Below are 11,574 nucleotides of genomic sequence, written 5' to 3' on the forward strand. Positions count from 1 at the left end.
ACGCCACCGCGGACGAACGCGACGAACACCACGCCGGACCGGATCGATCACATGCCCTTGACCTCGATCAGCGGTGGTGGATACGACGAGGACGCGAGTGGCGCGCGCCACGGGCGGTGCACCGTGTCGTCCGGCACGTCGGCCAGTTCCGGAATCCACCGGCGGACGTACGCGCCCTCCGGATCGTGCCGCTGCGCCTGCAGGATCGGATTGAGCACCCGGTTGGGCCGGGTGTCGGTACCGGTGCCGGCGACCCACTGCCAGTTCAGTTGATTGTTGGCGACGTCGGCGTCGACCAGCCAGTGCAGGAAATGACGTGCGCCGACCCGCCAATCCACGCCGAGGGATTTGACCAGGAAGCTGGCGGTGATCAACCGGGCGCGGTTGGGCATCCACCCCTCGGCCCGCAACTGCCGCAGACCCGCGTCGACGACCGGATATCCGGTGCGGCCCTCGCACCAGGCCGCCACCGCCTTCGGGTCGTCGCGCCAGCGGACGTTCCGCTGCCGATAGTCGTGCCAGCCCGCGTCGGGCCGCGCGGAGAGTACTTGGTGGTAGAAGTCACGCCATGCCAGCTGCCGGACGAACGCCTCAGCGCCCGGCTTCGCGGTGTCGGCCCGCGACAGGATCTCCGTCGCCGACAGGCAGCCGAAATGCAGATAGGGCGACAGGCGTGAGGTGGCGTCGGCGCCCAGCTCGTCGTTGCGGGTGTCGTACTCCTCGATCGACCCCGACAACCAGCGGTTCAGTAGTTTGCGGCCGGTCGCTTCACCACCGACTCGCAGCTCGGGGGAGCCCTCGCTGTCGGCGAAATCGGGCAACGGGTCGGAGTGCACCCGCGGCACGACCACCTCGTGCGGCGCCCGGAGTGGTTTGCGCAGCGGGACATCGTGCCAGCGCTTGTAGTACGGGGTGAAGACCGCGAAATGATCCCGGCCCGTCCCCGGGGACAGCTCGGCGCGATCCACCGCGGTGATCGAGGAGCGGTGGGTGTGCAGCAGGCAGTTGCGCGCCTCCAGCCGCTCCCGCAGCCGCCGCTCGCGGCGGCCGGAGTACGGGGTGACATCGGCGGCGATGTGCACGCTCTCCGCGTGCGCTTCGGCGGCGACCTCGTCGACCACGTCCACGACATCGCCGTGGCGGACGACCAGCCGGCCGCCGTGCGCCCGCAGAGCCTCGTCCAGTTCGGCCAGCGCGGCGGCGAGGAATCGCATGCGGTTGGGTGCGGCAGCGGTGCGCTCGATCAATTCGTCGTCGACGACGAACAGCGGGACCACGGCGGCGCCTTCGCTACATGCCGCCGCCAGCATCGGATTGTCGTGCACCCGCAGATCGCGGGTGAACAGCGCAATGGTCACGCACATCGACGTACTTCCTTCCGGGATTCGTTGTGCGGCCGGGGCGTGATCATGACGCGGATCCCGTCTCGCCGACGTGGTGCGGCCCGTGCCTGGACTCGGCACCTCTGCTCCACCATAGCGCACTATCGATGCACAAACGATGCGTCCGTTCGGGGACGCGCATCACCCCGGCACGGGCACAATGAAGGCATGCCCGCCGGTTCCGTCTCAGATCCACGCGCCGGGTACACCGTCGGCGCGGTCGCCGAGCGGCTCGGCGTCCCGACGGCGACCCTGCGTAGCTGGACCCAGCGCTACGGCATCGGCCCGTCGCGACATCAGCCGGGCCGGCACCGGCTGTACACCGAGGCCGACATCGCCGCGCTGGAGCGCATGCTGGAACTCGTCCGCGCCGGGGTCAGCCCGGCCGGCGCCGCCGAGGCGGCCCGCGGACCGCAGCCGGCCGTCGGCGACCACACCGCCCTGCTGGCCGCCGCGTTCGCGCTGGACGCCGACACCGTGACCGGACTGCTGATCGCACATCTGCGGGCCTACGGGGTCATAGACACCTGGGACCGCCTGTGCCGCCCCGCATTCGGTGAGATCGTCGCCGAACAGGCCCGCGGCACAGGCTGTATCGACGTGGAGCATCTGCTGTCCTGGTGTGTCGCATCGACACTCCAGCAGTCCCACCCCGCGTCGGCGGCGCGCACCGCCGCGATCCTGGCCTGCACCAGTGGTGAAACCCATTCGCTGGCACTGGAAGCGCTGCGCGCCGCGCTCGCCGAACGGGACATCGCCGCCCTGATGCTCGGCGCCAACGTGCCCACGGACGCCCTGCGCGACGCGCTGGGCCGCACCCCCGGACCGGCCACCGTGGTGCTGTGGTCCCAACAGGAATCCACGGCGCTGGTCTCGGCGGTCCGCGCCTGCGCCGACACCGGCGCCCGGGTACTGGTGGGCGGACCGGGCTGGTCGAGCGCGCTGCTGCCCGGCGGTGTCGAGCCGGTGGGAACCCTCGCCGAGGCGGTCGAACGACTGCGCTGAAAGCCGAGGTGCGCTCTGCCCGAGCCGGTTTCGCGTGCGGGTGGACGGGCCCCTCCGGCGCCGATATCGGCCCGGCGGCCGGCGCGCCGCCCGGCTGAGGTGTTCGCCTCGGGCTCAGGCTGTTCCGGGTGTGTCCGGATCGGTTGTCCGGGTGCGGCCGAACAGATGGCGCAGGGCCGGTTCGAGTTCGGGCGTGCGGAAGCGGTGGCCCGCGGCCTGCAACCGGACCGGCAGCACGCGCTGACTGGCGGTGGCCAGTTCCGCGGCGCCCTTCTTGCCCAGCAACAGCTCCGGGCCGAAGGACGGCACCGGCAGGAGGGCGGGCCGGTGCAGCACCCGGGCGAGGACGGCGGTGTACTCGGCATTGCGAACCGGGTGCGGCGCAACGGCATCCACCGGTCTGGAGAGGGATTCGTCCCACAGCGCGCGGTGGTAGACGTCGACCAGGTCGTCGATGCCGATCCAGGGCAGCCAGCCGCGGCCGTCGCCGATGCGGCCGCCGAGACCAGCGGTGAACAGCGGTCGCAGCAGGCGCAGCGTGCCGCCGCGGGGGGATTGCACGATGCCCGTGCGCACCGTGACGGTGCGCACGTCGCCCGCGGCGGCGGTGGCCCGCTCCCAGCGCTCCACCACATCGGCCACGAATCCCGCACCGCGAGAACTGGTTTCGTCGAGCGGTTCGTCACCTCGATCGGCCCCGTAGTAACCGACCGCCGACGCGCCGACGAACGCCCGGACCTTCGCCTCGGCCGCGCGGGCGGCCAGCCGTTCGGTCGGTCCGATCCGGCTGTCGGCGACCGCGCGCTTGTGCGCCTCGGTGAACCGGCCCGCGATGGACGCCCCTGCCAGATGGATCACCGCGTCGACGCCGTCGAGCAGTCCGGGCGCCGGATCGGCCGGATCCCAGTGCCGCTGCCCGGGCCCGGCCGACCCGCGCACCAGCCGGATCACCGTGTGCCCGCCGGTGGTCAGGAAGGCGGACAGGGCCGTGCCGACCAGCCCGGACGAGCCGGTCATCGCGATGGTCGCCGGACCGTAGCCGTGGGCGGCCGCGTCCCGGTGCGCGGCCAGATCGCCCGCGAGCTGCCGGTAGCGGTAGGCGAACATCGGCCGCAGCGCGGCGGCGGGCACCGGCGTCTCGACGCGGTCCGACACCCGGGTCCGGTCCGGTCCGAGTTCGTCGAACTCGTGGATGTGCCGCCAGGGCAGTAGGCCCGCGGGCGCGGAGGTGATGCCGCGCACCGTGATCCGGTCGACGAAGCGATGCGGCGGGTCGTAGTCCGCGGCCTGATGTGCGGCCACCCACCGCAATCCGCCGGGCAGGCGCAGCACCGCCACCCCGTCCGCGAGCGAATCCGCTTCGGCCGCAACGGCGACCGGCTGCCAGGGCGGCGCCAGCCGGGTGAAGGCGCCCGGCCGGGTGTGCCAGGCGAACACCTCCGCCCGGGGCGCCGCGACGATGGTCGAACTTTCGATGCCCACGCGCCGACTCTAGCGCCGAACGGCTCCGTTGAGTCGTTTCTGCATCGATATATGCCGATTCTTGACGCGTCAGTCGAAGGTGCAGTCCGGGACCGGCGTGCCGTTGAGGCGGTCGACGATGTACGAGATCGCGCCGTTGGTGCCGTAGCCGTCGATCAGTTCGGGGCCGAAGTGATTGGGCAGCGTGAAGCCGGGCAGGATCGGCGGCAGATGGTTCGTCCGGAACGTGACGGTGGCGCCGCTGCCGCACCATTCGGTGGCCAGTTGCCGGGCCTGACCGTAGGGGACGGTGTCGTCGTTGATCCCGCTGGTGATCAGCACCGGCGCGGTCGGGGTGCGGGTGCCCACGCGCTGGTCGTTCAGGATCTCCAGCGCCGCGGGGACCTCGTGCAGTTCGTCGAGCATCGGCCGGTGGTCGAGGGTCAGGTTCGAGGTCCGCTCGAAGGGGTGTTCCAGGATGACGTCGCCGATGCATTCACCCTGGAGTTCGTGCAGCAGGCCCTGGGCCGCGGGGGTGATGCGCTTGTCCAGTTCGGGCCGCAGGTCCGGATAGCGGGCGAGGAATCCGTTGAGCGCGTAGCCGATCACGCCGCCGATCAGGTTGCCGTCGACCTGCCCGAGCACGGCGGCGAGGTCGGCGACCGGCGCGCCGGCCCACACACCCTTCAGCGCGAGTTCCGGGGCGTAGGAGGGCTGCAACTCCGCTGCCGCCGCGGTGGCCCCGCCGCCCTGGGAGTAGCCCCACAGCGCCAGCGGGGTGTCCGGTCCGGTGCCGGAGAGGGCGTCGGCGGCACGCGCCGCGTCGAGCACGGCGTGCGCCTCCTCCACCCGGTTGACGTAGGTGTGCACGCCGGGGGTGCCGAGTCCGATGTAGTCGGTCACGAAAACTCTGGCGCCCAGCGCATTCCAGGCCAGCGCCGACAGCGCCTCCTGATTGGCGGAGATGCTCGGCGGGGTGATCTGCGCGTAGAGGCCGGTGGCGAAGGCCAGCGACGGCGCGCACTGCCGGCCCTGGCCGACGGTGCCGGGTGCGATGACGATGGTCGGCCGTGGTCCCGTGCCCTGCCAGGGACTGGTCGCCTCGATATAGGTGCCGCTCACCGCGACCGGCACGTCGTCCTGCGTGCGCGAGGTGTACATGACCTTCTGCGCACTCAGCGGCCACGGTCCGATGCCCGGCGGGGCGACGAAGACCGGCATCGGCTCGGTCTTGATGACCGAGCCGGGTTCGGTCGCGAATTGTGCCGGTGGCGTGTAGAACTCGTCGATCGGCGCCGCTGTGCCGGGGCCGGTCGCCACGCCGGTCAGTGCGGCGCCGGCGCAGGCGGCGACGCCGAGGGTCAGGGTCCGGCGCAGCCGTGCCCGGCGCCGCCGGGTGGGTGCGGAGGTTCTGCTCACCGATTGTCCCGGCAGTCCGGCCATGGCACGTCGCTCCATTGCGTCGATCGAGTCCGCCGTTGTTACCGGGCGGTAATGATTAACGGTTAACTTATCGCCGGAAATCTGCGGGAACCAAACCGTTCGTCATATTCGACAACGTGCCTGCGATCTGTTTGTTGTTCGCCACAGGCACAGCCGGCTCCAGGCCTCGTTCGCTCGCGTTGTGCAGGCCCAGCAGCGGGAAGGCGGCGCTGCGGGACACCGGTGTTTGTTCACCGCCCCGGCCGAATCGGTGGCGGTCGGCGAGTGGCGGTTGCGGACTCCCGGGGTCCGGCCGCCTCGGGCTCGCGCGGGGACCGTCCGGGCGATCCCGCTGCGGTCACGGGCCCGTGTGGACGTATCCGGACACGAGCACCGCGCGCAGCGTGCGATCGGCCGATTCGCGCGATGTCGTTCGATATCTCCGCTCGGCCGAGGCGATCCGGAATCGGCGCGGGCCGTAGTCGGTCCGGAGGTACGCGTATCCGGCGGCAGGCGCCGGTCCGAGGTCGGCCGTCCCGAATACCACCCGCAGCTCGTCGGCGGGAAGACTGCCCAGTGCGATACGTGTGGTCAGGTGCGTTTCGAGACCGCGCATGTCGTCCCCGCTCAACCGTTCCGCCGCGAGCACCATGACGAAACCGTGGGATCGGCCGAGCCTGCCGAGGGCGACCAGCACGTGCCGTAGATCCGGCTGTCGCGAGAGGAGGTCGTCGACCCCGTCGACGACGACCACCAGGGTGGGCAGGGGATCCAGATCGGCGCCCGCTGTTCTCGCCTGCTCGTAGTCGTAGATGTCGGTGAACTTGGCTGTGGCACCGAGTGTCTCGATTCGCCGGGCGAGTTCGGCGGACAGGGCCGCGACGACCCGGTCGGTGTGCCCGGGCTCGTGCGCGGTATCGGAGACGACCGCCGAGACATGCGGTAGCGCCGCGAGTTCGGCGAACGCTTCGCCGGCGTGGGAATCGGCGAGGAAGAAGCTCACCGCCTCCGGCGGATATCGCAGTGCCAGCCCGAGCACGATCGTCGCCAGTAGTTCCGACCTCCCGGATCGCGCCGCGCCGATCACGGCGACGTTCGCCGCTCGTTCCGGCACCTGCGGGATGTCCAGCTCGATCGGTTCGCCGTTGCGGGCGAGTCCGATCGGGATCCGCAGCCGGCCGTCGCGGGGGCGCCACTGGGCCGTGACATCCGTGTGTTCCGGATCGTCCAGGCCGTATAGCACCGCGAAATCTACTGTGGCGTCCGGAGATACGGGCCGGATGTCGCCGACCCGCGCCGAGGGGGCCACCCAGGTTCGCCACTGCTCGGGCACGAAGCGGCCGTGCGCGCGCAGATGGGCGATGAGCTCGTGCCGCAGGGCGTGGTCGGGCCGGTCCGGGCCGTCGAAGCGCACCGGATCTCCCTGCGTGCGCAGGTAACCGGAGCCCGGTCGGGTCAGCCGGTGCGCGAGCGGTGTGCCCAGTGCCGCCCGCGATTCGTCCGGCGACGAGGTGCGCAGTACGAGCCGGTAGCCGAGGATTCCGTCGAGCGCGCTCACTCGTGCCCGGCCGAATTCGTGTGCGCAGAGCAGCAGATGGACCCCACTGCGGGGCTCGGACCGGGCGATGTGCCCGATCATCGCCGCGAAGTCCGGCACCTCGATCAGCATCCGGGCGAAATCGTCGACGACGATCACGAGCCGGGGCAACAGCGCCACGGGCCGTCCGGAACTGGTCCCAGCGGGCCCGAAGTGCTCCCGCGCCAGGCGATCCCGGGTCCGGACGTCCGCGAGGACGGTGTGGGAGATCGCGCGCTCGTGCGCCAGATACCGTGCGGCGCCGGACACCAGGTAGGTGGTGTGCGGCAGGGTCGCGAGATCGTCGAAGCTGCCCCGGCCGGCGTAGTCGAGGTAGATGTAGCGGAGATGGTCCGGCCCGTGCGTCATCGCCGTTGCCAGCACGAGGGTTTCGATCAGCGCGGCGCGCTCCGCGACCGTCCCGCCCACCAGCAGACCGTGCGGACCCACACCCCCGTTGCCGTGCGCTTCGAAATCCAGCCCGAGCGGCCGGCCGTCGGAGGTCCGGCCGAGCGGAGCGCACAGCCGGTCGGCCGCGAACTCCGCACGCCACCACTGGTTTCCGGTGACCATGCTGTGCCGGTCGATGCCGAGCAGTACTTCTCGATCGGATTCCACCGGCCACTCCTCAACCCCGTCGCCCGCCAACCTCCGTCGAGACGCCGTGCGGCGATCATAGCCACCGGTCCTGAGCATCAAGGGTTCGCGGCGGTCGGTTGTCGCATGCCACGATGCGCGCCGAGGTGCTTCGTGATCATCGCGAGCACGCCTGCGGTTTCCGGGGCGGTGATCTCGCGCCGCCCGAGCAGATGTAGGCCTGAAGCGTCGACGAAAGGTACTTATCGGCGAGGGACCGCGCGCGCTGTCCCGGCCGCGGGAATCCGGCGGTGCCGGGCCTCGGCTGCGTGAGATCCACTGCGCGCGTGCACAGTCGCGGGACCGCTCACCGTTCGTATCCGGGCCTTCCCGGAGCGACGGGCCGAGTCGCTCACCGTTCGTGGACGATCTCCCCGCCGACGAACGTGATCCGGACCGCTGCGCTGTCCGGCCGCGCGTACATCTCCCCGATCGGCCGGTCGAGCAGGACGAGATCCGCCACGGCGCCCGGTGTGACGGTCCGGGCCGGGCCGCCCGGATCATCCAGTGGTGCAAGATATCTCGTCAGCGCATCGGTGGGGGACAACGTTTCCGTGCCGCCGACGACCACGCCGCCGGGAGCCCGGCGCGTGGTGGCCGCGGCGATCACCTCCCAGGGATCGGCGGGACCGTAGGGTGCGTCGCTGGACAGTGCGAGGCCCACACCGGCCTCGCACAGGCTGCGGCAGCGGTAGAGATCCTGGTGGTCACGGGCGTCGACCCGGTGCAGATAATCGTCGCCGCGGTCAGCGAGGAATCCGGGCTGGGTCACCACCGTGAGACCGAGCCGGCGCAACACCCCGATCGACTCCACCGGGATCAGCGCACCGTGCTCGATCCGGTCACCGGTGCGAGTGCCGGTCGACTCGAACACGGCGAGCAGGACGAGCAGCGCCTCCCGGCTGACACAGTGCACCGCGACCGACCGGCCGAGATCGTGTGCGCGCCGGACGATCTCCTCGAGCCCTTCGATATCCGGCAGGTCGGAATCCGCGATGACGATTTTGTACGGCCCGACCGTGACAGCGGGATCGGCAGGATGGCCGAGCGGCACCCCGAGCAGGTGCAGCCGCTGCGGGATCGCGCCCGACACCGCCGCACCACTCAGGCTCGCGAGTGACTCCGGGCTCAGATCCGGTGTGGCGTCGGTGATTCCGGTGATCCCGTAACGGGCGAGCCGCGCCGCCACCGGTCTCGGATCGGGCGGCCCGGTATCGGGCAGCCGCGACCGCAGCCAGGTGTCGGCCCGCCAGATCCGGCCGGTGGGATGGCCGTGCTCGTCGCGCTCCACCCCCCGTTCCGTCGCGGTATCCAGGCCGACCAGACGGGCGGCGGCCGAATTCAGGATCCACAGCGCACCGCTGCGATGCTGAATTCGCACCGGTCGCTCTCGGTGCAGGGCATCCAGCGCGACCGAATCCAGCAGCCCGGCAACAGTTTCCACGTAGCCGACGCCACGGATCCACCCGTCGCCGGGCGCGGCCGCCAACGCCCGCGCGAGCGCATCGGCGGTCCGAACCTGCGGCGGCCCACAGCGAACCGATGCCGAATCGGCCGCGAGCGCGTGCAAGTGCAGATGATGATCGTGCAGCCCCGGGACGAGCGCGCCGCCACCGGCATCGAGCACGGGGATCCCGGGAACCGCCGAATCCACGCCGATCGCGGCGACGAGACCGCCGCGCAGCAGCACATCGGTGCGGGCCCCGGACACCTCGGCATCGCGAATCAGCAAGTCGGTCATGGTCGTTGCCCCGGTGCGGCTTCGCCCGGGCGCGGTATGGCACCGCCATCGGATCGCCGCGGCCGCACAATGTTTCGCGAGGCGTTGATCGGCAGGTGTGTCACGGCCACCGCCCCAGTTCGGTGAGAACGGACACGGTGTCTCGGCCGCTGTCCGGTGCGGCACCGGTGACGGCGCGCCGGCTCGGGGCGATGATCAGCGACTCCTCGATGGGGTCGGCAGTGGCACCGGTGTCGAGCGTCGCGGCCACGACGGACGACATGGCGATGTCCCACAGCCGGCCGGAGCTGCCGGTGGGGGCCGACATCGCGAGAGCGGCCGCCGTCAGGCCGGTCAAGGGGTCGGCGATGGCGTCGCCCACGAAAAGTGGTGTGCCGTCGGCGGTTCGGGCCACGAGTCCGGCCCCGGCGGCGACGTCGTCACCGAATCCGACACGGTTCGACGCCCGGCCGTGTGCGGTGATCGACAGCCAGGTGCCACCGGAGTCGGCGAATGCCCGTGCGTCGAGCCCGAATCCGGCGAGGGCGCGGGGTCGCGACGCCTCGATCACGATGTCGGCGGAGGCGACGAGGTCTGCGAGAGCGGCGCGCTGACCCGGGTCGTTCGGGTCGAGGACGACGGATTCGTGGCCCGCGTGCAGCAGCCGATAGAACCCGGGATCGCCGCGCCGGGCTCCGTCGGGGCGAGTCGGCGTCTCCACCTTGATGATTCGCGCACCCGCCAGCCCGAGCAGGTGGGCACACAGCGGGCCCGCCCAGAGCGCGCTGAAGTCGACGACCCGAAGTCCGTCCACCGGGCGCGGCACCAGCGTCTCCGGTGCGAAGAATCCTGCGACACTTGACGTTTTCGCGATGTGGGTGCTGTGCCGGTCGGACGTGCTGGTGCCCGCGGCCGCTGGTTCCGTCCGGGCTGTGTGCCGATCGACCGCCTCGGCCGGTGTCGTGACGGGTGCGGCGGCCAGGCCGAGGAGTTCCGCGCGCTCGACCAGTTCGGCGCCCGTATGTGTGCGGAGCCAGTCGGCGACGTGGGGCCACGGGTCGTTGCCGACGTCTCGGCAGACGAGTGCGCCGAGGAGAAGCGGGTCGTCGGGGCGGGCGCAACTGACCGCGGCCCAGCCGTCGGCGGTGGGGAGCAGGCGGCAATGGCGGCCTGCGGAAAGGGTGCCACCGCGGGTGAAGCCGGTGTAGGCCGCCCGTTCGGAGAGCAGCCGTGCGCCGTCGAGCCGGACTCGGTCACCGGTCGCCGCCGCGATGTAAGCGGTGTGCCGCCGGGCGATGGTGGCCGCAGATCCGGGCGGAATCAGGGACGGTCCGCCGGTGTATCCGGTGAGCGCGGGCACCCCGCTCTCGGCCCAGTCGCGCACCCGCTGCGACGTCTCTCCCGAGTCGATTCCGGACACGCTGACCATCATAGGCAGCCGGAAATAGTCCGCTACCTGCCTTGTCCCCGGATTTCCTCGGCCATCGTCGAGGTGCGCCCGGTCGGAGCGTTGCCGAGGGCGCAGTGTCGGTTGGCGGCTACGGGGCACCGGACTCGTGGCCTGTTCGCTTCGTACTGACGTCGCCGCGTTCGGTGCTCGCTGTGTGGGTGCCTGCCCCGGCTGCTCGGTTCCGCGTACGTCGCTCGGAGTCGCCGGCGCTCCGGCGTGAATGTTGCGTGCAAGTAACTAGTTGCGGTTGCACCCTGTCAACCCTTGCGTGGGGGTGAATCTTCCGCCACACTGATCTGCATCCAGAAGTGTATACACTTTGAGGGGATCCTATGACCCACCAGCTGACGGTGCCGCAGCGCCGACTCGCCTCGAACGACCCGCGCTATGCGGAGGTCGTCGATTTCTACTTCTACGAGGCGGAACTGCTCGACGACCTGAACGAGCGGCAGTGGTTGACCGACCTGGTCAGCCCCGACATCCTGTACCAGGTGCCGATTCGTGAAACCGTCGAGCGGGCACGCGGTTTCGGATTCTCGGACGCCTCCTATCACCTGAACGAGAACCTGGGTTCGCTCGAATCGCGAGTCGCGCGCGGTGAGACCGAATACGCGTGGGCCGAGGATCCACCGTCACGGGTGCGGCACTTCGTTTCCAACATCCGCGTGCTCGAACACGACAGCGGCGACGCCGACCTGATCATCGGGCGCAGCAATACCCTCATCTACCGCACGCGCCAGGACCAGACCGTTCCCCAGATGCTGTCGGGTGAGCGCCGCGATGTGCTTCGCCGCGAAGACGGGCAGCTCAGATTGCTGCATCGCGTGGTCTATCTGGACCTGACGGTGATCGGCACCCACAATCTGTCACTTTTCTTCTGAGCGACCGCGTTCGCTCGATTCCAGCCCAGGAGTTACACACC

General features: G+C 70.7%; 8 protein-coding genes. 2 read left to right on the forward strand and 6 right to left on the reverse strand.

From position 1 onward, the window contains the following. Positions 1-47: 47 nt before the first annotated feature. Positions 48-1,364 carry a cryptochrome/photolyase family protein gene (locus tag NRB56_RS09875; RefSeq protein ID WP_153340689.1) on the reverse strand — a complete coding sequence of 439 codons (1,317 nt, stop codon included), beginning with the start codon at positions 1,362-1,364 and terminating at the stop codon, positions 48-50. A 186-nt stretch (positions 1,365-1,550) separates the two neighbouring features. On the opposite strand from NRB56_RS09875, the gene NRB56_RS09880 reads away from it, so the two are divergent. Continuing rightward, positions 1,551-2,387: a MerR family transcriptional regulator gene (locus tag NRB56_RS09880; RefSeq protein ID WP_153340691.1), complete on the forward strand. Its 837-nt coding sequence runs from the start codon at positions 1,551-1,553 to the stop codon at positions 2,385-2,387. Positions 2,388-2,501: 114 nt separating this feature from the next. On the opposite strand, the gene NRB56_RS09885 is transcribed toward NRB56_RS09880, so the two are convergent. The 5 genes from NRB56_RS09885 to NRB56_RS09905 all read right to left on the reverse strand — a co-directional run bounded on the left by NRB56_RS09885 (position 2,502) and on the right by NRB56_RS09905 (position 10,631). Further along, positions 2,502-3,869 carry a TIGR01777 family oxidoreductase gene (locus tag NRB56_RS09885; RefSeq protein WP_319942787.1) on the reverse strand — a complete coding sequence of 456 codons (1,368 nt, stop codon included), beginning with the start codon at positions 3,867-3,869 and terminating at the stop codon, positions 2,502-2,504. 69 nt (positions 3,870-3,938) lie between these two features. Further along, entirely contained in the window at positions 3,939-5,291 is a 1,353-nt protein-coding gene (locus NRB56_RS09890) for a lipase family protein (protein ID WP_194290818.1), read from the reverse strand. A gap of 337 nt (positions 5,292-5,628) precedes the next feature. After that, the gene (locus NRB56_RS09895; RefSeq protein ID WP_194290792.1) at positions 5,629-7,464 is read right to left on the reverse strand and encodes an FtsK/SpoIIIE domain-containing protein; all 1,836 of its coding nucleotides are present in this window, start codon (positions 7,462-7,464) and stop codon (positions 5,629-5,631) included. A gap of 370 nt (positions 7,465-7,834) precedes the next feature. Further along, positions 7,835-9,223, reverse strand: a complete 1,389-nt coding sequence (locus NRB56_RS09900; protein WP_153340695.1) for an amidohydrolase family protein — start codon at positions 9,221-9,223, stop codon at positions 7,835-7,837. 100 nt (positions 9,224-9,323) lie between these two features. Beyond that, a complete protein-coding gene (locus NRB56_RS09905; protein ID WP_153341261.1) occupies positions 9,324-10,631 on the reverse strand; it encodes a CoA transferase in 1,308 nt (435 codons plus the stop codon). A gap of 353 nt (positions 10,632-10,984) precedes the next feature. Between NRB56_RS09905 and NRB56_RS09910 the strand changes: the two genes are divergently transcribed. Further along, positions 10,985-11,533, forward strand: a complete 549-nt coding sequence (locus NRB56_RS09910) for an aromatic-ring-hydroxylating dioxygenase subunit beta (protein ID WP_153340697.1) — start codon at positions 10,985-10,987, stop codon at positions 11,531-11,533. Positions 11,534-11,574: the final 41 nt, after the last annotated feature.

This window comes from Nocardia aurantia, assembly GCF_009604425.1.
GTDB lineage: Bacteria > Actinomycetota > Actinomycetes > Mycobacteriales > Mycobacteriaceae > Nocardia > Nocardia aurantia.

Bases quoted from the DNA above. Each gene is read 5' to 3' on its own strand.
- NRB56_RS09875 (WP_153340689.1), bottom strand. From the start codon at position 1,364: ATGTGCGTGACCATTGCGCTGTTCACCCGCGATCTGCGGGTGCACGAC.
- NRB56_RS09880 (WP_153340691.1), top strand. From the start codon at position 1,551: ATGCCCGCCGGTTCCGTCTCAGATCCACGCGCCGGGTACACCGTCGGC.
- NRB56_RS09890 (WP_194290818.1), bottom strand. From the start codon at position 5,291: ATGGCCGGACTGCCGGGACAATCGGTGAGCAGAACCTCCGCACCCACC.
- NRB56_RS09900 (WP_153340695.1), bottom strand. From the start codon at position 9,223: ATGACCGACTTGCTGATTCGCGATGCCGAGGTGTCCGGGGCCCGCACC.
- NRB56_RS09905 (WP_153341261.1), bottom strand. From the start codon at position 10,631: ATGGTCAGCGTGTCCGGAATCGACTCGGGAGAGACGTCGCAGCGGGTG.
- NRB56_RS09910 (WP_153340697.1), top strand. From the start codon at position 10,985: ATGACCCACCAGCTGACGGTGCCGCAGCGCCGACTCGCCTCGAACGAC.